Here is a 26313-nt window from a genome sequence, read left to right as displayed (position 1 = left end):
TGGCCCGAAATGCAGGGGACACTCTACTTTCACCTCTCCCTGAGGGAGAGGTCGACGGCCGAAGGCCGGCGGGTGAGGGTTTACGGCCTCACCGGATGGTTTCCTAAACCCTCACCGGAGCTTCGCTCCGACCTCTCCCTCAGGGAGAGGTGAAGGGAAGGCGGCGTGGCGGGCCTTGTCCAATTACGGGCCAGACACTCAGGAGGTTGGGCACGGAGCGCTGCATGACGATCGTCGTGAAGCGCTCCGTGAGGGTTCCGTCGTAAGGTCGTGGGCAGCGAAGATCGCCTCAGACGACCGCGGTCACGCCGCCGTCGACATAGAGGATGTGGCCGTTGACGTAGCTCGACGCGTCGGAGGCGAGGAAGATCGCGGCGCCGGCAAGTTCCGGCGTGTCGCCCCAGCGGCCCATCGGCGCGCGCTGCGCCAGCCAGACGTGGAAGTCGGGGTTCTCGACCAGCGCCTTGTTGAGCTCGGTCTTGAACCAGCCGGGACCGATGCCGTTGATGTTCAGGCCGTGCTTCGCCCATTCGGCGCACATGCTCTTGGTCATCATCTTGATCGCACCCTTCGAGGTCGAATAGGGCGTGATCGTCGCGCGGCCGAGCTCGCTGGTCACCGAGCAGATGTTGATGATCTTGCCGCGCTTGCGGGGGATCATGTGTCGCGCGACGGCCTGGCCGACGACGAAGGCGGCGTCGACATTGGTCGCCAGCACCTCGCGCCACTGCTCGAGCGTGAACTCCTCCAGCGGCAGGCGCTTCTGCGTGCCGGCATTGTTGACCAGGATGTCGACCGGGCCGATGTCGCGCTCGATCGCGTCGACCGCCTTCGCCACCGCCTCGACGTCGCAGACGTCGAACGCGGAAGCCGACGCGTTGAGGCCGTCGGCGCGCAATCCGGACACGGCGGTTTCCAGCGTGCCGGCGTCGCGGCCGTTCAGCACGACGGTCGCGCCGGCCTCGGCGAGCCCGCGCGCGATGGCGAGGCCGATGCCGCGGCTGGAGCCGGTGACGAGGGCGACACGGCCCGTCAGGTCGAAGAGCTTGGTGCTCATGGTTTCCTCCCGATCGGCGGAGCATCCGCCGGCAGTGTTGGTTCGCGAACCTCGCGGCGCCCCAACGAAGGCGCAAGGCGAAGCTCGGATGAAGGGGCAGGCGGGCAGGCCGGTGCGCTCGCTGCGAATGCCGGCGCCCGCGCTTGACGAGCATGCCGCATGGGCTCAGAATTGTCACATCATTTGACGATTTTTCGGGTTCGACGCGGCCCTATCCCCGGTCCGGACTCCCGTCGCCCCAAGCAGCCAGGAACCGCCATGGTCTATGTCGCCGCCACCGATCGCTATGACGCGATGAAGTACAACCGTGTCGGCCGCACGGGCCTGAAGCTGCCGGCCATCTCGCTCGGCCTTTGGCACAATTTCGGATATGACGGCAAGGTCGAGACGATGCGGGCGATGTGCCATCGCGCCTTCGACCTCGGCATCACCCATTTCGACCTCGCCAACAATTACGGCCCGCCGCCCGGCGCGGCGGAAGAATTCTTCGGCACGATGACGACGGGCGATTTCAAGCCCTATCGCGACGAGATGATCATCTCGTCCAAGGCCGGCTATCTGATGTGGCCGGGGCCCTATGGCGAATGGGGCAGCCGCAAATATCTGATCGCCAGCCTCGAGCAGAGCCTGAAGCGGACGAAGCTCGACTATGTCGACATCTTCTATTCGCACCGCTTCGATCCGGAGACACCGCTGGAGGAGACGATCGGCGCGCTCGATTCCATCGTGCGCCAGGGCAAGGCGCTCTATGTCGGCATTTCCAGCTACTCGTCGGCCAAGACGGCCGAGGCGGCGGCGATCGCCCGCGCGCTCGGCACGCCGCTCGTCATCCACCAGCCGCGCTATTCCATGCTCGATCGCTGGACCGAGAAGGACAAGCTGCTCGACACGCTGGAGACCGAGGGGATGGGCTGCATCATGTTCTCGCCGCTGGAGCAGGGCGTGCTGTCGGACCGCTATCTCGACGGCATCCCGGCCGACAGCCGCGTCACCCATTCGCAGGCGCTGCGCAAGAGCGCGCTCTCGGCCGAGAACCTGGATCGCGTGCGCGGCCTGAACGAGATCGCCAGGGCGCGTGGCCAGACGCTGGCGCAGATGGCGCTTTCCTGGGTGCTGCGCGATCCGCGCATGACCTCGGCGCTGATCGGCGCCTCCAAGGTGGCGCAGGTCGAGGATGCCGTGGCGAGCCTGGCGAAGGCGACTTTCACCGCCGACGAGCTGGCGGCGATCGACCAGCTGGCGATCGACGGCATGCTGAAGGTCTGAACGGCCCGTTCCCGCGCGGCGCGTTTGACGGGCGGGTCGGGGAGGCGATATCTTGTATTTTAAGTTTACAAGTTCCTCACCGATCCCGGCGCGCATCGGTGAGGCGGCGCCGGGCTTCGACGAGATGGAACTTCATGTAGAGCGCGGCCTGGTCGGGTTGCTGGCGGGCGATCGCGTCGACGATGTTGCGATGCTCCGAGAACAGGGCGCGGCGCCGCTCCTCGGAGCCGACGCGCGTCATGCTGAGGGCGCTGCGCATCCAGTCCTCGATCCGTCCCTTCAGGCTTTCGAGCACGGCCGGGAACACCTCGTTGCCGGTCGCCTCGGCGATGGCGAGGTGGAAGGCGAAATCCTCCTCGAGGCCGGCAGCGCCGGAGTTCAGCGCGGCCTCGAACGCCTCCTGCCGGGCCTCGATCTCGGCGAGCTGGCCGGCGGAGCGGCGCGTCGCGGCGAGATGGGCGCATTCCGTCTCGATGGCGATGCGGACCTCGGTGACGCGCAGCACGCTCGCGACCTGCTGCGGCGGCGTCGTCTCCAGCAGGCCGCCCGGCGGCTTGTGCGAGACGAAGGTGCCGGCGCCCTGGCGCGCGATGACGAGGCCGTCGACCTGCAGCCGCTGCAGCGCCTCGCGCACGACGGGGCGCGAGACCTCGAACGCCTTGCAGATGTCGTTCTCGGAGGGCAGGCGGTCGCCGGGCGCGAAAATGCCGGAGACGATCTGCTCGAGGATCTGGCCGTAGAGGATGTCGGAGAGCTTTTCGCGGCGCGCCGGCTTCAGTTGCAGATCGACCATGCGCCTCTCGCTATCTTCCTTGCCCGACTCAATTCTTCCAAGCGTAACCTCAAGGGGCCGGATTTCCGAATGCCCCCGACCAAGGACCTGTTCCGATGACGTCGTCCGCCCCCAAATCGTCCCGGCGTTCGATCGCCTCGCTGCGCAGCCAGCGCTGGTTCGGTGTCACGGATCTGCGCTCCTTCGGCCATCGCTCGCGCACCCTGCAGATGGGCTACGCCTATGAGGAGTTCATGGGCAAGCCGGTCGTCGGCATCATCAACACCTGGTCCGACATCAACCCCTGCCACGCGCATTTCCGCCATCGCGTCGAGGAAGTGAAGCGCGGCGTCTGGCAGGCGGGCGGCTTCCCGATCGAGCTGCCGGCGATGTCGCTGGCCGAGAACTTCGTCAAGCCGACGACCATGCTCTACCGCAACTTCCTCGCCATGGAGGTGGAGGAGCTGATCCGCTCGCATCCGGTCGACGGCGTCGTGCTGCTCGGCGGCTGCGACAAGACCACGCCGGCGACGATCATGGGCGCCATCTCGATGGACCTGCCGACGATCTTCCTACCGGCCGGCGCGATGCTGCGCGGCAACTACGCCGGCAAGGTGCTCGGCTCCGGCTCCGACGTCTGGAAATACTGGGCGGAGAAGGAGGCGGGCCATATCGGCGACGACGAGTGGCGCGCCATGGAGTCCGGCATCGCGCGCTCCTTCGGCACCTGCATGACGATGGGCACCGCCTCGACCATGACCTCGCTCGCCGAGACGCTTGGCCTGTCGCTGCCGGGCGCCTCGTCGATCCCGGCGCCCGATTCCGCCCATTCGCGCATGGCGGCGGAATGCGGACGGCACATCGTCGAGATGATCTTCGAGGATCTGAAGCCGAGCGACATCCTGACCGCTTCTTCGTTCGAGAACGCGCTCGTCGTGCACATGGCGCTGGCCGGCTCGACCAACGCCATGGTGCACCTGATCGCGATGGCCGGCCGCGCCGGCATCCCACTCGTGCTCGACGATTTCGACCGCGTCGCCCGGTCGATCCCCGTCCTCGCCAATCTGCGCCCGACCGGCGCGTGGCTGATGGAGGACTTCTTCTATGCCGGCGGCCTGCCGGCGCTCTGGTCGGAACTTCGCGACCATCTGGATCTCAGCGCGCGCACCGTGCGCGGCACGCTCGCCGACGCCGTCGAAACGGCGCGCAACTACAACACCGACGTCATTCGCCCGTTCGACAACCCGGTTTCCGCCGAGGTCGGCACGGCGATCCTGACCGGCAACCTCGCGCCGGATGGCTGCGTGATGAAGCCGTCGGCGGCCGAGCCGCGCCTCCTGAAGCATACCGGCCCGGCGCTGGTGTTCCGCGATTACAACGAGATGTCGGCGATGATCGAGCGAGACGATCTCGACGTCACCGCCGATACCGTGCTGGTGCTGCAGAACGCCGGACCCGTCGGCGGGCCGGGCATGCCGGAATGGGGCATGCTGCCGATCCCGAAGAAGCTGCTCAAGGAAGGCGTGCGCGACATGTTGCGCATTTCCGATGCGCGCATGAGCGGCACCAGCTATGGCGCCTGCATCCTGCATGTCTCGCCGGAATCGCATATCGGCGGCCCGCTCGGGGCCGTCCAGACCGGCGACCTGATCTCGGTCGACGTCGAGGCGCGCACGATCCACCTGCATGTCGACGATGTCGAGATCGCGCGCCGGCTCGCGAGCTTCACGCCGCCGCCGCGCAAGTATCCGCGCGGCTACAACAAGCTGTTCGCCGCGCATATCCGCCAGGCCCATCTCGGCTGCGATTTCGACTTCCTGGAAGGCACGGAGAAGTTGCCCGAGCCGGAAATCCACTGAAGGGTCCGGCGCTGGCGGCGTAGCGTCAGCTCGACCAGCGCAGCCAGAACTCGCCGTAGAAGACCAGCCAGAACGTCGCCATCAGCATCATGCGGCCGCGCAGGGCAAGGCGCGGCCGCAGCCATGCGTTCAGTCCGGCCACCAAGCTCGTGGCGATGACGAAGCGGGACAGGCGAACCGGGACCGAAACGGCGGCGAAGGCGAGCGCGTCGATGCCCTCGCGACCGGCGCCGACCGCATAGACCTTGTAGGGAATGCCGGTGAGCGAGCCGCGGAGCATGGCGAGCGGCCAGTCGCCTCCGGCGATGCCGGCCAAACCCTTGCCGATCATCGCCTCCGAGACGAAGGGCACGCTGCGCAGCAGCGCCATCGCCTGGTCCGGATCGGTCGCGGCGAGATGCGCCATCAGAACGCCGCCGCAGGTCGCGCCGAGGGCGGCGGCGAGGCCGGCGTAGAGGCCGGTTCGCAGCCCGTAGGCGACGGTGATGAAGGTCAGCAGCACATCGGCGACGACGAAGAAATAGATCGCCTCGGCGATGCCCCAAAGAAGGGCGGCAAGGAGAAGGGCGGCGAGCGCGCGGGGAGCGATGCGGCGCGCCGCGGCGCTCAACTCTTGGCCGCCACGGCGGCGAAGTGGAACACTTCGAGCCCGCCGTCCCAGATCATCTTGAAGGCGACATAGGCGATGACGGCGAGGCCGACATAGGCGATCCACGGCATCCGCTTCAGGATGCGGGCGACGACATTGGCGGCGACGCCCATCAGCGCCACCGACAGCACCAGCCCGACGACCAGCACCCAGGTGTGCTCGCGCGCCGTGCCGGCGACGGCGAGCACGTTGTCGAGCGACATCGAGACGTCGGCGATGATGATCTGGAGGATCGCCTGCTTGAACGTCTTGCCGCCGGGCTGGCCGGCGTTCTCGAATGCCTCGGCGGCGGCCTCACCCTCGGCCTCGCGGTCGGAGCGGATCTCGCGCCAGAGCTTCCAGCAGACCCAGAGCAGCAGGATGCCGCCGGCGAGCGTCAGGCCGATGATGGTGAGCAGCTTGGTGGCGAAGAAGGCGAAGATGATGCGCAGCACCGCCGCCGCGCCGATGCCGACCAGGATCGCCTTGCTGCGGATATCCTTGGGCAGGCCGGCCGCCGCCATGCCGACGACGATGGCATTGTCGCCCGCCAGCACCAGGTCGATGAGAACGACGGTCGCCAGCGCAACGAGTTCGGCAGCAACGAAATCCATCGGGGGAGGGGCCTCAGCGGAAACGGGCTTTTGGTCTGGGCCGATTGAAACGACTTGTCCAGCACAAAGCAGTCGGAGGCGATCCGTTCCATGGTCGCATGCCTGGCCAGGGCTCGCCTTGGCGCGCGCGTCGCGGCCGGTCGAGCGTAACGACGGGATCTGGGGGCAGGAGGGGCGTGGCGCGTTGGCTTACGCCTCGGAAGGGGAGGGCCCGGCGGGCGTCTCACGTTTCCATTCGAAGCTCTATTGACGGCCGCAAAAAACGCTTCTACGGTTTTGTTAAACGTTTAACACCAAGGTTGGAGAAGCTTGTTGTCCGCTGCCCAGTTCGATTTGGATGCCCTGAAGAAGGTCCTGTACTCGGCCGTCCTGTCCGACGTCCTCGACGATTTCGGCCTGACGCACCAGGCGATGCTGCCCTTCGTGCGGCCGCTCGACGACAGTCTGACGATGATCGGCTACGCCCGCACCGGGCTGTTCATGAACACCTATTCGGTGCGCGAGGACGAGAACCCCTACGAGATCGAGATCGCGCTGATCGACGATCTGAAGCCGAACGACATCGCGGTGCTCGGCTGCGACGGCCCGACGACGCGGATCGCGCCCTGGGGCGAGCTGCTGACCACCGCCTCGCGCAAGCGCGGCGCCGTCGGCTGCGTCACGGATGGTCTCGTCCGCGACGTGCGCCACATCCGCAATCTCGAATTCCCGGTCTTCCACGGCGGCATCGGCCCGCTCGACTCGCGCGGTCGCGGCAAGATGATGGCGCGCGACCTGCCGATCGAGTGCGGCGGCGTCTCCGTCGCCTCCGGCGACCTGATCTTCGGTGACGTCGATGGCGTCGTCGTGGTGCCGCAGAAGATCGCGCCTCAGGTCATCGAGGCGGCGCTGAAGAAGGTCACCAGCGAGAACAAGACCCGCGAGGAACTCGAGAACGGGCTGCTGCTGGGCGAGGTCTACGCCAAGTACGGCGTGCTCTGAACCGGGCCCGCTGACGGCGCCACCGGCGTCGCGACGAATGCCCTGCCGGATCGGCGAGAAACGCCTGCATGGCGTCGGAGCCGGTCCGATAGCGATCCGGCCCGCCGCAGGGCGGCTCTTGCCGCTTTGATCCTTGCCACGATCCGGCACACGGCGCCGGCTCCGACCATTCGCGCGCCGTTAGACCGTCGCGCCCGGCACGACGCTGACGGGCAGCGTGTATTCCCGCTTCTCGAAGCGGCCGTTCTCGAGCCGCTCGAGCAGCAGCTTGCCGCCGAGTTCCCCCATCTCGTAGGCAGGCGAACGGGCCGTGGTCAGGTCGAGGCCGGCATAGTCGTTCGAGGCGAAGGCGTTGAAGCCGGTGACGGCGACGTCGTCGGGAACCCGCGCGCCACGCTCTGCCAGGATGTGCAGGGCGACGACCGCGATCTTGTCGTTGGCGCCGATGATCACCTGCGGCAGGCCCGCCTTCTCGAACTGGTCCTCGAGCGCATGGGCGATCGAGGCCGGATTGCTTTCGTCGCAGCGGATGATCTTGGCCGCGACGCCGGCCTGCTTCATCGCCTGCCAGAAGGCCTCGAGGCGCAGCTCGATCGCCGGCCAGAAGATGTCCGGAATGACGATCAGGGCCGATCTCGGCTTCCTGTCGAGCACCAGCTCCGCCAGCGCGCCGGCGCCGCCCGCATCGTCCTGGTTGACGAAGCAGGTGTCGGGAATGCCGTCGATGGCGCGGTCCTGGAACACCACCATTGGGTGGCTCAGCGTACTGAAGAGCTTGGTGTTCTGCCGGCGCAGCTGGGCCGACCCCGACAGCATCAGGCAGAGCCCGTCGACGACGTTTTCCTTGACCAGGAAGGAGGCTTCCACCTGCTTCGGCTTGATGCCGTGCAGCAGCAGGCCGAAGCCGCGATCGCTCAGATAATTGGAGAGGCCGGCCACCAGATGGGTGGTGAACGGATCGGCCAGGAAAGTCGGCGAGGGGTCGACGATCGCCATGCCGATGATCGAGCGGCGCAGCATGCGCAGGCCGCGGCCGGAGCGGTTGGGCCGGTAGCCGAGCTCGCTGATCGAGGCGAGGACCCGCTGCAGCGTCGCTTCCGCGATGCCGTAGCGAACGCCGTTGACGACCTTCGACACCGTGGCGATCGAGACGCCGGCATGGGCCGCGACGGTGTGTAGGTTGGGTTTGGCCATCTCTGGTCATTCTCCGGCAGCGGCGAGCCGTTGCACACGGCCTGAATCAGAACTCACTGATCAATCCAAGGATGATAACGGCAGCGATGCAGATCGCGGATATGAAGTATATGCAAGCTGGCCCTATCTGGTCGCGAAGCGTCGCCAGCTCATCAATGTCACGAACATGCTCTCGATCCTTTGTCGCTGCCCATACAAGGTCTTGGAGTAGTTGCCCGGCGTGGATCGGCTTGGTAGGGAGGAGACGCCGGCTCTGACCTTGCTGGCTTTTGGCGCAGCGCGGAGCCCGTCGCTGTCATGGCCTGTGTCGCCGATCCGCGCCTTGGCATCCGGCATTGCCGCATAGATCAACTTGGCTCCCACATGATCAGACAGCTTGTCTTTGTTCAATACAGAACAACGGTCTTCCCTTGTCCTCGCACAGCGCATGCAGCTTGGAGGTCAGGTCGTCTCTTCTACTTCCGAAACGGTAGGATGCGGATGAAGCGGTTGCAGAGCGTCTTGTGCTCCACACATCCAGGTGCATCCCGCCATCTCGGGCCGTTGCGAATGACGCGAATGGCCCCGCTGATCAAACGGCGGTTCTCAACGTGCGGCTCGTCGTGAGGGCGCGGGAACTCGGGTCGGATACGTTCAGGTTGATATTCGATAGGCCCGTCATGTTCAGGCAAGGCCAGTTTCTCCCGCCTGTCCGAAACATGGACTGCGCAGGGGGAGAGCATTCCCAAGCCATCCTTCGCGATGGGGCGCGTTCAGAATGGACCGCGAGCGGGCGGCGGAAGAATGACCCGGGGCCGTCGTTCGACAGGTTGGACGGACGAGAGCCTCAAGCCAAGCAGCCGGGCCCGGATTGCTGGCATCTCGCCAGATCGCACGGGATGGCTTGCCCAATCGAAACGACAAGCGAAGGGGTCACTCCGACGATCGGAAATCGGCGACTTCCTTGCCATCCGTCAGGAGTGTGAGCTTTTCGCCGGCGACAGTGAAGCCGTTCACCGCGGCAAGCGTCTTGGTGAAGCGATCCTCGAGTTTCATCAGTTCCGCCGGGCCGGCTTTCCTTGTCGTGACCAGTTCACCCATCACGACCGCATCGTCCACCAAGGCATAGGAGCCGCTGATCTGGTTGACGCCCCCGAAGACCGAGAGCTTGCCGCGGCTGAACCGCATTGTCGGCGGCTCCGCCGCCTGGATGGCGCTGCCTGCCAGTGCGGTCAATGTCCAGGTCTTGTTCGCGGCCGCGTTCACATCGGCGAAGTCGCAGGCCTCTATCGACCAAGCGTAGGTCGCTGCCGCGTTCGATGGGGCCTTGGGTGCCGGAAACCCACTCTCGGGCACGGGGAAGATCGTGCTGCCTTCCTTGATCGTCTCGACGACGTGGATGTTACGGATCGCCTTCGGATCCACCTTCAGCGGATTGGCGTCGAGGATGACGAGATCGGCGAGTTTGCCGGCCTCTAGCGTTCCCTTGGTGGCTTCCTCCCCATATTGCTCAGCTGCCCACTCGGTCATCGTCTTGAGGCCTTCGAACGCGGTCACGCGCTGGTCGGGACCGACCTCGCGTCCCGCTCGCGATTCCCGGTTCACTGCGGACCAGAGCATCATCATCTGGTCAAGCGGCGCGACGACGAAATCGGTGTGGTTCGTCGGTCGGAGCCCGGCGTCGATCGCATCGCGCATCGGGCTGATATAGCTGCCTTGCGCCTCGCCGCGGTTGGCGATGTGGGTGTCGGCAAAGTAGAAGGTGTGCAGCGTGTAGAAGGAAGGACGGATATTGTTTTGGACAAAGGCCGGAATTTGGTCTTTGCGAAGGAACTGCGTGTGAATGGTCGTCACATTCCAGGGCCTGCCATCGTCACCGGCGCGGGCAAGTTTGTAAGCTTCGAGGAACGCGTCAATCGCCGCGTCGCCGTTGGTGTGGATGATCAGCGGCACGCCCAGATCGTGGACCTTCTTGACCATCTTGTTGGCCAGATCCTGCGGAAACGTCGGCTCGCCATACCAGTCCTTCTCGCCCGCCGGACCGCCTTGAAGATAGGGCGTGGTGAAGAAAGCGGTTCTGCCTTGGGGTGAACCGTCGAGCGTGATCTTGACGCCGCCGACCTTGAAGCGATTGTGATAGCTGCCCCATTCGGAGATCGGGAACTCGGCCAGCACCTTGTCCACGTCCGTGATGAAGGGGAACGCGACGATATCGATGATATTGGCGCCAGCCTCGCTGGCACGGCGCATGGTCTCGAACTGGGGAAGGTGCGACGCGCCCTCATGTGCGGTTGTGATGCCGGCCTGGGCGTAGAGCATCTGCCCGGCTCGGCTCCATTCGATCTCCTGCTCCGCGGTCATCGGCTCCGCCCGCTCCATCACCGGAAGGAACGCCGTCTCCATGATCAGCCCCCAGGGCTCCTCGGTTCCCGGCTTGCGGACGATCACGCCGCCCGGCGGCGTCGGCGTCGCAGCGCTGATGCCGTATTTCGCCAACGCCAGGCTGTTCATGACCGCGCCGTGCATCGAGACGTGGTCGACGCGGACCGGATTGTCGGGGAAGGCCGCGTCGAGGTCGTCGCGGGTCAGCAGGCGGCCATCGGGCATGACCGAATCGTCATAGCCATAGGCCATGATCAACTTGCCCTTCGGGATGTTCCGTTCTGTCGCGAAGCGCCTAATCTCGGCGATGATACTGGGAACATCCTTGCCGTTGCCTGACGGCGGGGCATAGACTTGGGCCTGATTGGCGACAAGCAGCGAGTTGATGTAGTGACTATGGCCGTCGATGAATGACGGCATCAAGGTCTTTCCGGCCAGATCGACGAGTCGGGTGGTGCCGTCGGCCATCGCCATAGCCTCGTCGCGGGAGCCGGCGAAGAGGATCCTCCCGTCCTTGACTGCAAGCGCCTCGACATAGGCCGGGGCATCGCCCTTCATCGTCAGTATGTCACCGTCGATATAGATGGTTTCAGCCGTCTCCCGCGCCGATGCGCCCGCGGCACAGAACAACAACATGGCGGCCAGACCGAGACGTTTCGCGAGATTGCCGATCAACTGCGTTCCTCCTCTGGCGCCGACGCTCCGTTGTTTCCCGTTGTCTGATCCGGGATGACGCGTTCGCAGGGCTGGGCCTGAGGCGCAAGGTAGGGTTCAAGCCGGCTCCGTCAACAGTGACAGAACAACCATGCTGACGGCTGGATGAGTTGCATTGTTCCGGTCTCCGCATGGGCGGCCTGGCCAATACGGCAACGCGCGGCGTTTTCCGCTCTGGGGCCGTGTCGCCGCCAGAGCATGTCGGGCCATCTGGGACGGCCGCCTGAAGCACGCCGATCGGCGCGGTTCGACCGTGTCGCAGTTGCTGGGGGCAGACTCCAGATGATGACGTCGCCTGGTTAAACGTTTGATACGGCAATCAAAACCGTTGTTCGAGGATCCACGCCCCGTAATCGGTGCGGTTCCTCTTGCCTTTCCGGTTGCACAATCCCGCTCCAGCCGCTTTCATCGTCGGGCTGGACGGGGGAACACGCATGCGCTTGCTGTCTCATCTTTTGAAGCGGTTCGTCCGGAACGGGCGGCTGACCGTTCTCGACCATGCCGGGACGCGCCACGTCTTCGGCTCGGGACAGGACGGGCCGGACGTGACGATCCGCTTTACCGACAAGGCGGTCGAGCGGGAGATCTTCCTCAATCCCGAGTTGAAGTCCGCCGAGGCCTATATGGATGGGCGGCTTCTGGTCGAGCATGGCGGCTCGATCTATGACCTGCTGCTGCTCTTCTCGGTCAACCGCACCGGGCTCGCCGCGCATCCGATCCAGAGATCATTGCGCAAGGCGTGGAAGATGCTGAAGCGGCGGCACCAGGCGAATATCGTCGGCGTCGCCGCCGACAATGCGCGCTCGCATTACGACCTGCCGGAGGCCTTCTACCGGCTCTGGCTCGACAAGGGCATGAACTATTCCTGCGCCTATTTCAGCCATCCCGACGAGGATCTGGAGAGCGCGCAGATCAACAAGCTCCGCCACATCGCCGCCAAGCTGAAGCTGGAGCCCGGCATGACGGTCGCCGAGATTGGCTCGGGCTGGGGCTCGCTCGCGATCTATCTCGCGGTCCATTGCGGCGCCAGGGTCACCGCCATCAACGTCTCGACCGACCAGCTCGCGACCGCGCGACGGCGGGTCGAGGAGGCGGGCGTCGCCGACAAGGTCACCTTCGTCGAGATCGACTACCGCAAGCTCGAGGGCCAGTTCGACCGCGTCGTCTCGGTCGGCATGATGGAGCATGTCGGCGTCGCGCATTTCGAGGATTATTTCGGCACGGTGCGGAAGCTGCTGAAGCCGGGCGGCTTCGCCATGATCCACGCCATCGGCCGCATGTCGCCGCCGGGCTCGACCGCGCCCTTCATCCGCAAATACATCTTCCCCGGCGGCTATGTGCCGGCGCTTTCGGAAGTCTTCGCCGCCACCGAGCAATCCGGGCTCTGGGTCGATGACTGCGAGATCTGGCGGCTTCACTACTACTGGACGATCAAGGCCTGGCGCGAACGCTTTCTGGCGGTCCGCGACGAGGTCGTCGCCATGCAGGGCGAGCGCTTCGCGCGGATGTGGGAGTTCTACCTGGTCGCCGTCGAGCTCGGCTTCCTGCACGGCTCCAACATGGTCTACCAGCTCTTGGTCTCGTCCAAGCGCGACGACGTGCCGGTCATCCGCGACTACATCGTCGACGACGAGCGCGCGCTGGCCGGCCGCGAACCGGCGGCGGAACGGGCCTAGTCGATCCGGCGCAGGTGGTTGTCGAACTGCTCGTGGCGTCGGGCGACCGGATCGAGGCGGCCGTCGCCGGCGCGCATGACGCGGCCGTCGCCAGCGGTGGCGAGGAAGGCGGCGTCTTCGGTCGGCGCCACGCCGCATCCGTCCGGCAGCGCCAGCGCATCGCGGAAATCGCCGCTCGCCGCGTCCCAGAAGAACACCTGCCCGCCGATCGGCGAGGAGGTGGCGATGGTCGAGCCGTCGCGGCTCGCTACCACCGAGCCGATATAGTTGCGGGCGAGGGGAGCGATCGCGTCCGGAAAACTCATCAGCCGGGCGGCGCCGTCGCGGCCGATGCGGCCGACCAGCGGCGGCCGCTCGCTGCGCGCGCCCTCCCACTGGCAGCCGAACCAGACATTGCCGGCGCCGTCGAAGGTCATGTGGCGCATGGAGAGCCGGTTCAGCGCCGGGTCGAGCACGGTCTCTTCCAGAAGGTCGCCGGTCTCGCTGTCGATGCGCACGATGGAGGGGCGCATCTCGGCGAGGTTGAGCTTCTGGCGGCCATAGTCGGGGTGGGTCTCGATGCCGCCATTGGCGATGACCAGCGTGCGGCCGTCGGGGGCGAGCAGGATCTCGTGCGCGTCGACGCCATGCGTCTCGAATTCGCCGATCCGCTGATAGTCGGTGCCCGACGCGTCATAGACGCCGATGACGCCGCGCGAGCGCTCGCCGTCGAAATTGTTCTCAGTCGCGTAGAGCAGGCGGCCATCGGTCGAGAAGATGCCGTGGCCGAAGAAGTGATGTCCTTCGGGCGGCGTGATCGTCGCGAGCGGCGTCATCGAGGCAACGTCGACGATGACGGCGAAATAGCCGGGCCGGCGGGCGAAGACGGCGACGCGCCGGCGGGCCGGATCGACCGCGATATCATGGCCGCGACCGGCGAGCGGCATGCGGCCAACGACGCCGCCGCGCTCGTCGATCAGCATCAGCATGTGCTGGCGCGGGCCGACGCGGACCGAGGAGACGAAGACGGGGCGCTCTTCCGCGCCGCCCAGCGGGCGGGCGAAGGGCAGGATGGCGCGCAGCGCATCGGCCAGCGCGCCGAAGGGGAAACGTTCAGTCGCCGTCGAGCGCATTGAATCCCGGCGAGATCCCCGCCGCCTCCGCGAAACGGAAGTTGAAGATGTCCTCCAGCGTCTTCAGCACGTCGAAGGCGCGCTTCAGGCTGTCATAGGAGGCCTGGTCGGCGAAGGCCCCGTTCCATGGCTTGCCGACATTGAGCGCCTGGCGGAACTCGTTCGAGGTCGCCTCGGTCGCGGCCAGAAGCGTGGCGGCGTCGTTCGGCGTCAGGCTGAACACGTCGGAGCGCTCGACCAGTTCGTCGATCGCGTCGATCGAGGCGTTCAGATAGGCGAAGCTCTCGCCCGAGCGGACGAAGGCGCCGCGGTTCGGCTTGGCCTTGTCGAAGGATTTGCCGAGCGCCGGCAGCAGGCGCTGGTCGCGCATCTGCTGCAGTCCCGTCACGATCGCCTTCAGGACCTCGACCAGCGGCTCGGTCGCGTCGCGATAGACGATGTTGGCGCCGCCCGGCTTCAGCATCAGCTCGCGCCAGCCGCCCGGCTTCGTCCATTCGGTGACGGCCTCGCCGGCGATGGTGTTTAGGTTCTCGGCGATGCGGAGCGCCAGCTGGCAGCGATAGGCGGCGGTCTCGGCGTCATCGGATGTGCCGAAAACGAGCGCCTCGAAGGCGGGCAGGCCCTGCACGGCGGCGCTGCGCTTGGCGATGGCGCCCGGCTCCAGCAGCGCCGGATCGGGCTTGGCGAGGATCTGGCGCAATTGCCTGGTGCCGGTGCCGTGCGGATCGGGCAGGAAGGAGAAGCGCTCGAGCCGCGCCTTCTCGGCCATCGGGCCGAAGCGCAGGAAATCGGCGCGCGCCCAGGCCTGCAGCAGCTTTTCGAAGGCGGCGCGGACGGCCGGGTCCGGCGTCGCGCCGGGGTTCTTGCAGCTCTCGGTCATCGCGGCAACGAGCGCGGCGGTCGCCTTCTGCAGCTGTTCGTAGGCCGGAATGAAATAGCCCGAGATTGCCTTGTCGGCGACGAGCGCCAGCGCCTCGGCGCTCGGCCCCGGCTTCACCGGCGCGTCGGTGGACTGCGCGAAGGCGCGCTTGGCCGCGATCAGGAGCGGCGAGAGCAGCAGCAGGCGTTTCGTGATCGCGATCATAGCGTTTCCAGATAGGCGATGAGCGCGGCCTTGTCGGCCGCGGCCAGTGCTTCATAGCGCAGTTTCGCCGCCATGGCTTCGCCGCCATGCGCGCGGATCGCCTCGTCGAGCGTGCCGGCGCGGCCGTCATGCAGGAAGCGGCTGTTATCGCCGGTGCGGAAGGCGAGCGAGACGAGCGGCGGCGTCCGCCATTCCGACGAGGCGACGCCGGGCTCGCCGACGCCGTCGTCGAGGCCGGGTCCCATGTCGTGCAGCAGGAGGTCGCTGTAGAGCGTGACCGGTTTGCCGTCGCGGCCGGCGAGGCTCGGCACATGGCAGGCGGCGCAGCCGATGGACGCGAACTGCGCGGCGCCGGGCGGGGCCGGCTCGACCGGCGCGGGCGCGGCGAGGTTGGCGAGATAGGCGTTGAGGAGCCGCACCATCTCGGCCGAGATTTCCTCGTTGTCGAAGGTCGGGCTCTGGCCATGCGGCGCGGCGAGGCAGTCCGGCTGCGCCGCCGTGCAGTCGCCGTAGGGATGCGGGCTGAGCGGGCTCGACATGCCGATGTCGAGCATGAAGGCGTCCGATGTCATCTGATCGAGGGTCGGGGCCGCGGCCTTCCAGCCATAGCGGCCGACGCGGCGCTTGCCGTCTGTCTCGATCATCCGGGCGCGGCCGGCGACGCCGTCCGGCTTGGGTTCGGCCGCCTGCGCCAGGATCGCCGCCTCGTCGACCTTCTCGATCAGCCCGATGCCACGCAGCGATGGCGCCTGGCGCGGGCCGAGCCGGGTCGCGTCGGCCAGATCGCCGCGGCTCGGCGCGAAGGTGACAGCGAGCGGCCCGCCCGGCGTCGCCGGCACGGCATAGTCGACCGTGCCCTCGCTCGTCAGGCCCGAGACGGCGCGCGGCTGGATCTGCCGGCCATAGACCGGATCGCCCTTGCCCTTCGCGTCGCCGAGCCGGGTGACGATGCCGCGCTGGACCAGCGTGCCGTCCGGCTGCGCGGTGATCTTGGCCGAGAGCGCCTTGCCGGAATGGCAGCTGGCGCAGCTCTTCTCGTTGAAGAGCGGGCCGAGCCCATCATTGGCGAGCGTCGAGGAGGGCGCCTGCACCCAGATGCGGTCGAACAGCGCCTTGCCGACCGCGCGGTCGAGCCCGTCGGCATGGGCCGCGGGCAGGGCGGCGGCGAGGAGGAGGGCGCCGGCTGTGACAAGCCGACGGGCGCGGGCGGCGATCATGCCACCTCGAACCACGCCATCATGCCCGTCTCCTGGTGCTCGATGATGTGGCAATGGAACATCCACTTGCCGGGGTTGTCGGCGACGAAGGCGACCTCCATCCGCTCCTTCGGCTGCAGCAGCACGGTGTCGGCGTGATGCGGCGGCAGGCTGCGGCGGTTCGAGTTCAGCACCGTGAAGCTGTGGCCATGGATATGGATCGGGTGCATGTGCGGCGTGACGTTGCGCAGCTCGAACAGATAGGTCTTGCCGCGCTCCAGCTTTGCCATCGGCGGCGGGATCTCGTGCATGTCGCTCGGCCAGGACCCCTTGTTGATCGCCCAGAGATTTCCCTCCGACAGGCAGAGGGGGCCGAGCGGCGCGCCGGCATCGGCGATCTCCTGCACGGCGGCGCCGGTCGCCGTCGCCGAGAAGGTGATGGGCATGCGGATGGCGTTGGCGATGTCGGGTACAGCGATCCGGCCAGCGGCGAGCGGCGCCGGGTCGAACGGACCCTGACGGCGGGCGGACCCTCGCGCGACGAGGCGGGCGAGCGGCACCGGCTTCGGCGCGAAATAGTCGACGAGCGTCGCGACGCTGCCATCGGCGGGCGTCCGCACGATCAGGTCGGCGCGCATCGCCGGGCCCATGCGCCAGGAGCGCAGCGGGAAGGGCTGGCAGGCGATGCCGTCGATCGCGACGACGGCGGCGTCCGCGCCCTCGATGCCGATCTCGGAGAGCCGCGTCGGGTCGACGTTCATCACGCGCAGCCGCACATCGGCCGAGGCCGGCAGCACGATCTCGGGATTCGACATGCCGTTGCAGCTGCGCACCGTGCCGAAGGTGCCAGCCTTGCCGGCGCCCGCCATCGTCAGGAAGGGCAGGAAGCTGGTGCCGTCCTCGCTGATCCGCCAGTCGCGCAGCGTCAGCACTTCGTCGGCGTCATAGGGCTCGGGCGCGTCGCCCTCGACGATCAGGACGCCGATCAGGCCACGGCCGATGTGCTCGGCCGAATTGCAGTGCGTGTGGAAGAAGAAGGTGCCGGTGTCGGGCGGCACGAAGGAATAGTCGTAGCTCTCGCCCGGCTCGACCGGCGGCTGCACCAGATAGGGCACGCCGTCCTGGTCGTTCGGCAGGCGGATGCCGTGCCAGTGGATCGAGACATGCTCGCCCGGCCGGGTCAGGCCGTTGACGAGGTGCGTGTTCAGCCGCTGGCCGAGCCGCATGCGCACGACCGGCGGCTTGGCGCGGTCGGTGAAGGTCCAGAGCGGCAGCGCATGGCCGTCGAAGCAGGGCAGCGTCAGCCTGCGTTCGGCCGCGTTCAGTTCAAGCGGGACGACTGTCTCGGTGTCGGGCACGGCGGCGGGCGGGATGGCGCGCGTGAAGGCGGGCGCGGGATCCGGGCGGCCGAAAAGGCTCGCGCCCGCGAGGGCGGCGGAGCCGACGAGAACGCTGCGGCGGGTAAGCATGGGCTCTACTCTGATGGCGCGGCCGCACGAGGCGACCGCGCCGGATGTAGTGGCATCGCGATCGCGATGCCAGTCGTTACTCGGCCGAGACGGCCGAGGGATTGTCGAGGCTGTCCGAGCCCTCGACCTCGATCTTCAGGCCGAGCGCCGCGACGGCCGCCTCGACCGCGCGGGTCTGCGCGACCAGGCCGTCGATCGCTTCCTGCACGATCGCGTTGCCCTTCTCGTTGCCGGCGCCGATCATCTGGTCATAGGCCTCGCCCTTGTCGGACGTGTCCTTGAGTACCTGCATCTTGGCGGTCGTGTTGGCGAGTGCCTCGTCGACGCGCTTGGCGGCGTCGGCGTTCTTCGCGGCCGTGAAGTCGCGGATGCTCGGGCCCTCGACGACGCTGCCGTCGGCGCGGGTGTACTTGCCCTGCCAGGCGGCGACCATGCCGGCTTGGTCGTAGTAGTGGCTGTCGGCCGTGTTGTCCGAGAAGCAGTCATGCTCTTCCTCGGGATCGTGCAGGATCAGGCCGAGCTTCATGCGCTCGCCGGCCAGCTCGCCATAGGAGAGCGAGCCGATGCCGGTCAGGATGGTGGCGAGGCCGCCCTCGTCGCCCTTGTCGGCCAGCTGCTTGCGGGCTGCGCCGTCGGCCTGCCAGTTGCCGACCATCTCCTCGAGATCGGCGATCAGCAGATCGGTCGCGACCTTGAGATAGGTGGCGCGACGGTCGCAATTGCCGTTGGTGCAGTTCTTGGTGTCGAAGTCGCTGGCGGGGCGGTTGCCGGCGCCGGCGTCGGTGCCGTTCAGGTCCTGGCCCCAGAGCAGGAACTCGATGGCGTGGTAGCCGGTGGCGACATTCGCCTCGACGTCGCCGGCTTCCTGCAGCTTGCCGAGCAGCTCGGCGTTGATCACCGTCGCGTCGACCTTGTCCGGGCCGATCTGCAGCTCCTTGTTGGCGATGACGTTCGCCGTGTAGAGCGGGTTCGAATCCGAGCTGTCGCCGTAGCTCTTGGTGTCGACATAGTCGATCAGGCCCTCGTCGAGCGGCCAGGCGTTCACGCGGCCTTCCCAGTCATCGACGATGGCGTTGCCGAAGCGGTAGACCTCGGTCTGCTGGTAGGCCGGGCGCGCGGCCTTCCAGGCGGCGCGGGCGGCGGCCAGCGTCTCGTCGGTCGGGTTGGCGATCAGCGCGTCGACGGCGACGTTCAGCGCCTTGGCGCCGGTCAGCGCGTCCTCGTACTTGGCCTGGGCGATGTCGCCATAGTTCTTCAGCACGGCGCTGGCGGTCGGGGCGTCGGCCGCAAACGCCGGCAGGGCGGTCGAAAGCGCCAGCGCCGCGGTGGCGGCGAGAAGGATCTTCTTCATTTTCACAATCGTCTCCGGTGTGTGAAATCGTGCGGTGAATTCAGTGGAACTGCCGGCGGCAGGGGCGGGTGCCGATCTCGCGGATCACGGCCCCCGGCACGGGAATGAGGATCTGGCCGGTCTCGGCGAGCGTGTCGGCGAAGGCGCGGGTCGCGCGCGCGACCTCCGCCCGTCCCTCCGGCGGCACCAGGCGGCGGAGCGCATGGTCGAGGCTGTCGTCGTCATGGTTCTGGCAGGCGGCGATCATCGTCACCGCGAAGCATTCGTCCCGGCAGAGGCGGGGACACTCGGATGGCGACAGCCCGGCGGGCCGGTCCATCCAGCTCCGCAGCGTATCGACCCAGTGCGCCAGCGAGGCGAGTACCCGCGCCCCCTCGACGCTGCCGAGTTCCTCGGCGTAGAGATTGGCGGCGCGCTCCCAGCAGGTGAAGGAGCCGCGCTCGCAGCCCTGCATCCAGCGGCGAAAGCCTTCGACGACGAGTTTTTCCGGGGGACGTTCCAGATAGCGGGCGGTCACGGCGCCGGACGCATCGATCGGAATCCGGGTCGCCATCAGCCGGCGCTCCGGTTGCGGGCGGGGCCGAGCGCTGTCTTCGCCATCGCGGATCTGAACCTCGGGACCATCGTCCACTCCAATCGGCGGCGAATGCGCGGCCGTCAAAGGGCGTAAGAAGCGCGCCCGGGCGGCGCGATCGGCCGAGGTTTGAACCTGTTGCGAGATCAAGTCAAGAATATGTAACAGTCTGAAATTATTCTAATTCCAGTATTGGGAAGCATTTCCGGCGCGAATTCTTGGCGCTGCTATAGCCGATCTTGGATAGAGACCAGGAATGGCCAGCTGACGCTGTGGCGGTTGGTCTCGTCATGGTTGCGGGGGCATCCGTACGCCCGTTTCCGGCGTCGCTGTCGGCGGTGCAGAAGTCGCGTGTCGGGGCTTGCGTTTGATGAAATGATATAACATAACGTTTGCATCGACCGCAGGACGAAATGGAATGACGGAGTTGCGCGACAGCGTCGGCAGGACGGACGGGCAGGGGGCGCCCGGGCACCGGGGCCATGATCTCCATGGTCACGGCCAACAACACGACCATGCCCATCCCCATGCCGGCAGTCACGATCATGACCACGGCCATGCCGCGCGTGGCCATGGCGCCGCCGCGTCGGGCGCATTTGCCGCCGCCCGGCCGCGCGTTCGCCATTCGATGTTCCTCGCCTCCGCGCTGGAGCGGCTGGTCATCGCGGCGCTCCTGATCGGGCTGATCTGGGCCGGCATCCTCTGGGCGATCGCGTGACATCATGCTGAAGTCCTCCGCGCCTGCCGTCCGTGTCGACAATCTGACCCTTTCCTATCGGCGCCATCCCGCCGTCCACCATGTCTCCGGCGAGTTCAGCCCCGGCTCGTTCACGGCGATCTTCGGCCCGAACGGCGCCGGCAAGTCGACCTTGCTCAAGGGCATCGTCGGCCTGATCAAGCCGGACAGCGGCCGCGTCTTGCTCGACGGCGTCGCGCGCCACGATATCGGTTACCTGCCGCAGCAGAGCGCGCTCGACCGTTCCTTCCCGATGCGCGTCCTCGACGTCGCCGCCATGGGGCTGTGGCGCAAGGCCGGCATCTTCCGCGCGATCGGCCGCAAGTCGCTCGACCATGTCGAGGCGGCGCTGGCCGCGGTCGGGCTCACCGGCTTCGAGGACCGCCTGATCGGCACATTGTCCGGCGGCCAGTTCCAGCGCGCCTTGTTCGCGCGGCTCTTGCTGCAGGATGCGCGGCTGATCCTGCTCGACGAACCGTTCACGGCGATCGACGCGCGCACCTGCGACGATCTCCTGGCGCTGATCGCGCGCTGGCATGCCGAGGGCCGCACCGTCGTCACCGTGCTGCACGACCTCGAGCTGGTGCGCGAACACATCCCCGAGACGCTGCTGCTCGCCCGCGAGAAGGTGGCATGGGGGCCGACGACGGAAGTGCTCACCGACGAGAACCTCGCCCGCGCCCGGCATCTGCACGAGGCGTTCGAGGACGATGCCGAGCTTTGCGAGATGCCCGCGTGATGAGTTTTTATGACCTGCTGTTCGGGCCGTTCGCCGAGTTCGGCTTCATGCGCCGCGCCCTGATGGGCTGCATCGCGCTCTCGATCTCGGGCGCGCCGATCGGCGTGTTCCTCGTGCTGCGCCGGATGAGCCTGATGGGCGACGTGATGGCACACGCCATCCTGCCCGGCGCGGCGATCGGCTTCCTGCTCTCCGGCTTCTCGCTGTTCGCGATGACGGCGGGCGGCGTGATCGCCGGCCTGCTGGTGGCGCTCGGCGCCGGCGCGATCGCCCGCACCACGCCGTTGCGCGAGGATGCGAGCTTCGCCGCGTTCTATCTGGTCTCGCTCGGCCTCGGCGTGATGATCGTCTCGATCCGCGGCTCGAACATCGATCTCCTGCACGTGCTGTTCGGCAATGTGCTGGCGCTCGACGATCCCTCGCTGTTCCTGATCGGCGGCATCGCCACCGTGACGCTGCTGGCGCTGGCGCTGATCTACCGGCTGCTGGTGGCGGAATGCTTCGATCCCGGCTTCCTGAAGAGCGTCGGCGGCGCCGGCGGGCTGGCGCATTTCCTGTTCCTGGCGCTGGTCGTGCTCAACCTCGTCGGCGGCTTCAACGCCCTCGGCACGCTGATGGTGGTCGGCCTGATCGTGCTGCCGGCCGCCTCGGCGCGGTTCTGGAGCGAAACCGTGCCGGGCCAGATCGGCGCGGCGGCCTTGATCGGCATCGTCTCGTCCGCCGCTGGCCTCCTCATCTCCTACCACGGTGAACTGCCCACCTCGCCGGCCATCATCCTGGTCGCCGGCGCGATCCATGCCGTGTCGATCCTCGCCGGGCGGCACGGAAGCTTTGTCCACCAGGCCCTTCACGCGCGGCACTTGCGCGGCTGAAGCGCCCCTCACTCCCAGGAGTTCGACCCAATGAAGTCATCCCCATGGCTCATCGCGGCGGCGCTTGCCTTTGCCGTCGCGCTGCCCGCAGATGCGGCTGAAAAGCTCAAGGTCGTCGCCAGCTTCTCGATCCTCGGCGATATCGTCTCGGAGGTCGGCGGCGATCACGTCGAGGTCCGCACGCTGGTCGGGCCCGACGGCGACGCGCACACCTTCGAACCCAGCCCGTCCGATGCCAAGGCGTTGGGCGCGGCGGCCGTGCTGGTCGAGAACGGCATGGGGCTGGAGGGCTGGATCGGCCGTCTCGTCACCGTCTCGGGCTTCAAGGGCGAGCGGGTCGAGGCGTCGAAGGGTATCCAGCCGCTCGCCTGGAAGGGCGGCGAGGAGGGCCATGACGCCCATGAGGGCCATGACGCGCATGAGGGGCACGACCACGCCGAGAAGGCCCATGGCGACGAGGGCGATGACGGCCACGATCACGGCGCGCATGCCGGCCATTCGCACGATGTCGACCCGCATGCCTGGCAGGATCCGAAGAACGGCATCGTCTATGTGAACAACATCGTCGCCGGGCTGAGCGCGGCGGATCCCGCCCATGCCGCCGACTACAAGGCGCGTGGCGAGACGCTTTCGGCCGAGCTCGCGGCGGTCGACGCGCGGCTGAAGGCCGAGTTCGCCGCGGTGCCCGAGGCGCGGCGCAAGATCGTCACCAGCCACGACGCCTTCGGCTATTTCGCCAAGGCCTATGGCATCCAGTTCGTGGCGCCCGAGGGCGTGAGCACCGAGAGCGAGGCTTCGGCCGCCGATGTCGCCAAGATCATCCGCCAGATCAAGGCGGAGAACATCACGGCGCTGTTCGCCGAGAACATCACCGATCCGCGCCTTCTGAACCAGATCGCCCGCGAAACGGGCGCGAAGATCGGCGGCGCGCTCTATTCCGACGCGCTGTCGCCGCCGGACGGTCCGGCGCCGACCTATCTCAGGATGTTCGAGAACAACGGCGCGGACCTGCTCGCCGCGATGAAGGAGTAGGACAGGGCACCTTCTTTCACCTCTCCCTGAGGGAGAGGTCGACGGCCACAGGCCGGCGGGTGAGGGGTTACGGCCTCACCGGAGGGTTCCCTAAACCCTCCCCCGGACCTGCGGTCCGACCTCCCCCTCAGGGGGAGGTGTAAAAGAGAAGAGCGCGGTCCGCCAAGCGTCCTCAATACACGAACGGGATCAGCCGCGCCGTCTTGCGGGAATAGTCGCGATAGGTGGCGCCGAAGGTGTCGAGCATCAGCTTCTCTTCCTTCTTCACGCGGAAGAAGTAGAGGATGCCGATGCCGACCAGGCCGGCGAGGCCGACGAACCAGTTCTGCAGCAGCAGCGCCTGCGCGATCGCCATCAGCCAGAACGAGACGTACATCGGGTGGCGCACATAGTGGTAGACGCCGCTCGTCACCAGCGTGTGCTTGGCGCGGATCTCCAGCGTCGCCGACCAGTTGTGGCCGAGATCCTTGTGGCTCCTATAGAAGAACCAGAGATAGGCGATCGCCGCGACGACGCCGAGCCAGGCGGCGACCGGCGAGAAGGGCAAGTTGGCGCTCTTCGGGAAGCCCATGCCGGTCAGCGCCCAGATCGCCGGGATCAGGCCGACGCCGACCACCGAGATCGCCACCAGCGTTTGCTGGCTCGAGCGATCGCGCGAATCCACGATCTTGTGCTTCCGCGCGCGGCGCTGGTGCGGGTAGCGGATGATGTACCAGATCACCAGCGCGGCAACCCAGCAGATCGTGGCGGCAAATTGCGTCATGTCGTCCTCTCAAGTCCCTGGGGTCTGCCGCCTTTGGCCTGCGCGCCTTCCTGCGGCGGGAAGCGGTCGCGAAGCCGCACCGGACCGCAGCATATCGAGAAGAAGTCATAGAAGTAGCGGCGCGTATTGCCCATGACGAACTGATAATGCACACGGAAAAGGCTGTTGCGGATGCGGCTGTAGTCCTCCGGCGCCAGCATCTCGCGGATGCGCACGTTGAGGACGGCGGGGAAGGGCCGGCCCGGCGCCTTCGGTAGCCGCATCAGCTTGGCCGGGTCGGTCTTGTAGAAATTGACCACGTCGGTCAGCGCCTGGAATTCCAGCCAGTCGATGCCGCCGGCAGCCTGGACGCGGCCGATCCGCTCGCGCAGCTGCTTGGCCGCCGGATGCAGGCCGAGCTGCAGCACGCAGGAGCCCACGGTGATGATCGAGAGCGGCGCGCCGTGTCGGGCGAGGTCGGGATCGCGCGCCAGCGCCCGTTCGACCGCCTCGAGCGCGAAGACGCTGCCCTGGCTGTGGCCGATCACGACGATCTCGTCGAATTCGCCCGATCGCGTCGCCACGACGATCTCGTCGGCGAAGCGATCGACCCGCGCTGTCATGTCGGCGCGCAGGCCGCGCATGTATTCGCCCATGAAGGTGCGGGCGTCGAGAAGGTGGCTGACGAACCAGCGTCCGCCCGGCCAGCGCATCAGGCCGGCATAGACGGCGAGGCCTGCGAGCGGCGCGAGGATCGCCGCGCTCCAATGGTCGAAGCGCAGCACCAGGCTGGCGACGAAGGCGGCGACGATGACGAAGACGAGCGACAGGACGAAGGGAAACAGAAAATAGAGCGCGAAGCGCCAGGCCGCGAAGAAATAGCGGAACACCGTGCCCGAGACGACGAAATCCGCGAGAACGCCGAGCGAAAGCGGCACGCGCTGCCAGAGCGGCCGCGCGAAGTCGTCCTTCACCAGGTCGTCCCAGGCGAGCAGGCGGAAATCGGTTCGGCTCGCCCAGTCGTCGCCCTCGGCGGCGATTTCCGTCCGCCAGACGGCGCCATCCGGCGCGCGTTCGGGAGTCGAGACGGTCGCGTCGACGCTCCAGGTGTCGCGAAAATGACCGAGCTCGCGCGCCTGGCGGCGGAAGAATTTTTCCGGCGTCACCGGATCATAGCCGCCGAGATAGAGCACGCAGCGGCGCAGCGGCCGCGCGGCCGTGTCTGCGCCCGCGACGCCAGCGGTTCTGTCCGGGTCGCCTGCTGTCATCGGCGCCCGGCGAGCGCCGCTTCGACGGCGCTTCGGGTCGGCATCGGCGCGACGGCGCCATAGCCTTCCGTGGCGAGGCCCGCCGCGGCATTGGCGTAGCGGGCGGCGGAGAATGGATCGTTCGAGCGGAGATATTCGGTCAGGAAGGCGCCGTCGAACGTGTCGCCGGCGCCGGTCGCGTCGACCGGCTTCACGGAGATCGCCGGGATCAGCAGCCGCTTCTCCGGTGTCGCGACCAGCGCGCCCTCGGCGCCCATGGTGACGATGACGATCTTCGGGCCGAGGCCGAGATAGAAATCAGCGATCTTGTTCGGATCGGTCTCGCCGGTCAGCGCCTCGGCGTCGTCCGAGCTCGTCTTCAGGATGTCGGAAAGCGCCGCCGCCGCGTGGATGACGGCGCGGGCGCGGTCGATCGGCCAGAGGCGGAGACGCAGATTGGTGTCGTAGGAGACCAGCACGCCCGCCTCCCTCGCCGCGCGCAGCGCCGCGAAGACGAAGTCGGCCGCCTGCGAGGAGATCGCCTGGCTGATGCCGGAAGTATGCACGACCTTGGCACCGCGGATGTAGTCGGCCGGCAGTTCCTCAGGCGTCATGCGGCTCGCGGCGGAGCCGGCGCGGCGATAGGAGAAGACGTGGCCCTGCGGCCCGTGCGTGACGAAATAGATGCCGGTCGGCGCGGTGCCGTCATGCTTGACCGCGCGGGTGTCGACGCCTTCCTGCTTCCAGAGGTCGAGGAAGGACTGGCCGAAATTGTCGGTGCCGATCGCCGTGACATAGCCGACCGAGGCGCCCTGGCGCGCCGCCGCGATGGCGCAGTTCGAGGTGTCGCCGCCATGGCCCGGCCGGAAAACCACGTCGCCCTTGGCCTGGTTGAGTTCGAACAGCGGCTCGCCGATGCAGACGATGTCGGGGCTCGTGGCGGCAGGCGTGGGCATGAATGGTTCTCCGGACGCGAATGGCGTCCTTCATGGCTGGTCGGGCGCGGTGGTGCAAGACCGCGTGGCGGGTGATCGCGC

At 67.2% G+C, this 26313-nt stretch carries 24 protein-coding genes; 8 read left to right on the top strand and 16 right to left on the bottom strand.

Translation table 11 applies throughout. The features are described 5' to 3' along the window. Positions 1-289: 289 nt before the first annotated feature. Entirely contained in the window at positions 290-1057 is a 768-nt protein-coding gene (locus G539_RS0117945; protein WP_029076423.1) for a glucose 1-dehydrogenase, read from the bottom strand. A 258-nt stretch (positions 1058-1315) separates the two neighbouring features. Between G539_RS0117945 and mgrA the strand changes: the two genes are divergently transcribed. Then, the gene (gene mgrA / locus G539_RS0117940) at positions 1316-2323 is read left to right on the top strand and encodes an L-glyceraldehyde 3-phosphate reductase (protein WP_029076422.1); all 1008 of its coding nucleotides are present in this window, start codon (positions 1316-1318) and stop codon (positions 2321-2323) included. A 76-nt stretch (positions 2324-2399) separates the two neighbouring features. On the opposite strand, the gene G539_RS0117935 is transcribed toward mgrA, so the two are convergent. Further along, positions 2400-3116: a FadR/GntR family transcriptional regulator gene (locus G539_RS0117935; RefSeq protein WP_029076421.1), complete on the bottom strand. Its 717-nt coding sequence runs from the start codon at positions 3114-3116 to the stop codon at positions 2400-2402. A 95-nt stretch (positions 3117-3211) separates the two neighbouring features. Here G539_RS0117935 and araD point away from each other — a divergent pair, with 95 nt between their 5' ends. After that, positions 3212-4954 carry an L-arabinonate dehydratase gene (gene araD / locus G539_RS0117930; RefSeq protein ID WP_035831552.1) on the top strand — a complete coding sequence of 581 codons (1743 nt, stop codon included), beginning with the start codon at positions 3212-3214 and terminating at the stop codon, positions 4952-4954. Positions 4955-4979: 25 nt separating this feature from the next. Here araD and G539_RS25350 read toward each other — a convergent pair whose 3' ends face one another. Both G539_RS25350 and G539_RS0117920 read right to left on the bottom strand, forming a co-directional pair. After that, a complete protein-coding gene (locus G539_RS25350) occupies positions 4980-5564 on the bottom strand; it encodes a hypothetical protein (RefSeq protein WP_051231605.1) in 585 nt (194 codons plus the stop codon). Further along, positions 5561-6196: a YjbE family putative metal transport protein gene (locus tag G539_RS0117920; RefSeq protein WP_029076419.1), complete on the bottom strand. Its 636-nt coding sequence runs from the start codon at positions 6194-6196 to the stop codon at positions 5561-5563. The genes G539_RS25350 and G539_RS0117920 overlap by 4 nt, the downstream gene beginning before the upstream one ends. A gap of 312 nt (positions 6197-6508) precedes the next feature. On the opposite strand from G539_RS0117920, the gene G539_RS0117915 reads away from it, so the two are divergent. Further along, positions 6509-7177 (top strand): RraA family protein, encoded by a 669-nt coding sequence (locus tag G539_RS0117915; protein WP_035831550.1) that lies wholly within the window; start codon positions 6509-6511, stop codon positions 7175-7177. A gap of 180 nt (positions 7178-7357) precedes the next feature. Here G539_RS0117915 and G539_RS0117910 read toward each other — a convergent pair whose 3' ends face one another. The 3 genes from G539_RS0117910 to G539_RS25345 form a co-directional block, all read right to left on the bottom strand. Next, positions 7358-8371, bottom strand: coding sequence for a LacI family DNA-binding transcriptional regulator (locus G539_RS0117910; protein WP_029076417.1), 1014 nt, complete (start codon positions 8369-8371; stop codon positions 7358-7360). Positions 8372-8494: 123 nt separating this feature from the next. Further along, positions 8495-8761, bottom strand: a complete 267-nt coding sequence (locus tag G539_RS27190; protein ID WP_156912028.1) for a hypothetical protein — start codon at positions 8759-8761, stop codon at positions 8495-8497. A gap of 522 nt (positions 8762-9283) precedes the next feature. Next, positions 9284-11407, bottom strand: a complete 2124-nt coding sequence (locus tag G539_RS25345; protein WP_169516664.1) for an amidohydrolase family protein — start codon at positions 11405-11407, stop codon at positions 9284-9286. A gap of 473 nt (positions 11408-11880) precedes the next feature. On the opposite strand from G539_RS25345, the gene G539_RS0117900 reads away from it, so the two are divergent. After that, on the top strand, positions 11881-13122 hold the full coding sequence (locus G539_RS0117900; protein ID WP_029076416.1) for an SAM-dependent methyltransferase: 1242 nt from the start codon (positions 11881-11883) through the stop codon (positions 13120-13122). On the opposite strand, the gene G539_RS0117895 is transcribed toward G539_RS0117900, so the two are convergent. From G539_RS0117895 to G539_RS25340, 6 genes are all read right to left on the bottom strand, one after another. Beyond that, positions 13119-14234 carry a DUF1513 domain-containing protein gene (locus G539_RS0117895; protein ID WP_029076415.1) on the bottom strand — a complete coding sequence of 372 codons (1116 nt, stop codon included), beginning with the start codon at positions 14232-14234 and terminating at the stop codon, positions 13119-13121. The genes G539_RS0117900 and G539_RS0117895 overlap by 4 nt on opposite strands. Beyond that, complete coding sequence (locus G539_RS0117890) at positions 14215-15318, bottom strand: imelysin family protein (protein WP_029076414.1); 1104 nt, start codon at positions 15316-15318, stop codon at positions 14215-14217. Before G539_RS0117890 ends, G539_RS0117895 begins: the two co-directional genes overlap by 20 nt. After that, positions 15315-16535, bottom strand: a complete 1221-nt coding sequence (locus G539_RS0117885; protein WP_051231603.1) for a di-heme oxidoredictase family protein — start codon at positions 16533-16535, stop codon at positions 15315-15317. The genes G539_RS0117890 and G539_RS0117885 overlap by 4 nt, the downstream gene beginning before the upstream one ends. Continuing rightward, positions 16532-17983, bottom strand: a complete 1452-nt coding sequence (locus tag G539_RS0117880; protein WP_029076412.1) for a multicopper oxidase family protein — start codon at positions 17981-17983, stop codon at positions 16532-16534. The genes G539_RS0117885 and G539_RS0117880 overlap by 4 nt, the downstream gene beginning before the upstream one ends. Before the next feature lie 76 nt (positions 17984-18059). Beyond that, positions 18060-19334: an imelysin family protein gene (locus G539_RS0117875; protein WP_029076411.1), complete on the bottom strand. Its 1275-nt coding sequence runs from the start codon at positions 19332-19334 to the stop codon at positions 18060-18062. A gap of 40 nt (positions 19335-19374) precedes the next feature. Beyond that, positions 19375-19887 carry a hypothetical protein gene (locus tag G539_RS25340; RefSeq protein WP_156912026.1) on the bottom strand — a complete coding sequence of 171 codons (513 nt, stop codon included), beginning with the start codon at positions 19885-19887 and terminating at the stop codon, positions 19375-19377. A 439-nt stretch (positions 19888-20326) separates the two neighbouring features. Here G539_RS25340 and G539_RS27180 point away from each other — a divergent pair, with 439 nt between their 5' ends. From G539_RS27180 to G539_RS0117850, 4 genes are read left to right on the top strand one after another with little or no spacing between them, the layout of a single operon-like run. Then, the gene (locus G539_RS27180) at positions 20327-20626 is read left to right on the top strand and encodes a hypothetical protein (RefSeq protein ID WP_156912025.1); all 300 of its coding nucleotides are present in this window, start codon (positions 20327-20329) and stop codon (positions 20624-20626) included. 4 nt (positions 20627-20630) lie between these two features. Beyond that, positions 20631-21383: a zinc ABC transporter ATP-binding protein AztA gene (aztA, locus tag G539_RS0117860; RefSeq protein WP_029076410.1), complete on the top strand. Its 753-nt coding sequence runs from the start codon at positions 20631-20633 to the stop codon at positions 21381-21383. Further along, the gene (locus G539_RS0117855) at positions 21383-22255 is read left to right on the top strand and encodes a metal ABC transporter permease (RefSeq protein WP_029076409.1); all 873 of its coding nucleotides are present in this window, start codon (positions 21383-21385) and stop codon (positions 22253-22255) included. The genes aztA and G539_RS0117855 overlap by 1 nt, the downstream gene beginning before the upstream one ends. A 30-nt stretch (positions 22256-22285) precedes the next feature. After that, positions 22286-23287: a metal ABC transporter substrate-binding protein gene (locus G539_RS0117850; RefSeq protein ID WP_029076408.1), complete on the top strand. Its 1002-nt coding sequence runs from the start codon at positions 22286-22288 to the stop codon at positions 23285-23287. Between the two features lie 172 nt (positions 23288-23459). Here G539_RS0117850 and G539_RS0117845 read toward each other — a convergent pair whose 3' ends face one another. Genes G539_RS0117845 through G539_RS0117835 form a run of 3 tightly spaced genes read right to left on the bottom strand, consistent with a single transcriptional unit; the run spans position 23460 to position 26232 of the window. Next, on the bottom strand, positions 23460-24050 hold the full coding sequence (locus G539_RS0117845) for a protein-S-isoprenylcysteine O-methyltransferase (protein WP_029076407.1): 591 nt from the start codon (positions 24048-24050) through the stop codon (positions 23460-23462). Continuing rightward, on the bottom strand, positions 24047-25297 hold the full coding sequence (locus G539_RS25335) for an alpha/beta hydrolase (protein ID WP_051231599.1): 1251 nt from the start codon (positions 25295-25297) through the stop codon (positions 24047-24049). The genes G539_RS0117845 and G539_RS25335 overlap by 4 nt, the downstream gene beginning before the upstream one ends. Further along, entirely contained in the window at positions 25294-26232 is a 939-nt protein-coding gene (locus tag G539_RS0117835) for a sugar kinase (RefSeq protein ID WP_029076406.1), read from the bottom strand. Before G539_RS0117835 ends, G539_RS25335 begins: the two co-directional genes overlap by 4 nt. Between the last annotated feature and the right edge of the window lie 81 nt (positions 26233-26313).

Origin of the sequence: Kaistia adipata DSM 17808 (genome assembly GCF_000423225.1) — a bacterium.
GTDB classification, from domain to species: Bacteria; Pseudomonadota; Alphaproteobacteria; order Rhizobiales; family Kaistiaceae; genus Kaistia; species Kaistia adipata.
This window is presented reverse-complemented; position numbering and strand designations above follow the sequence as displayed.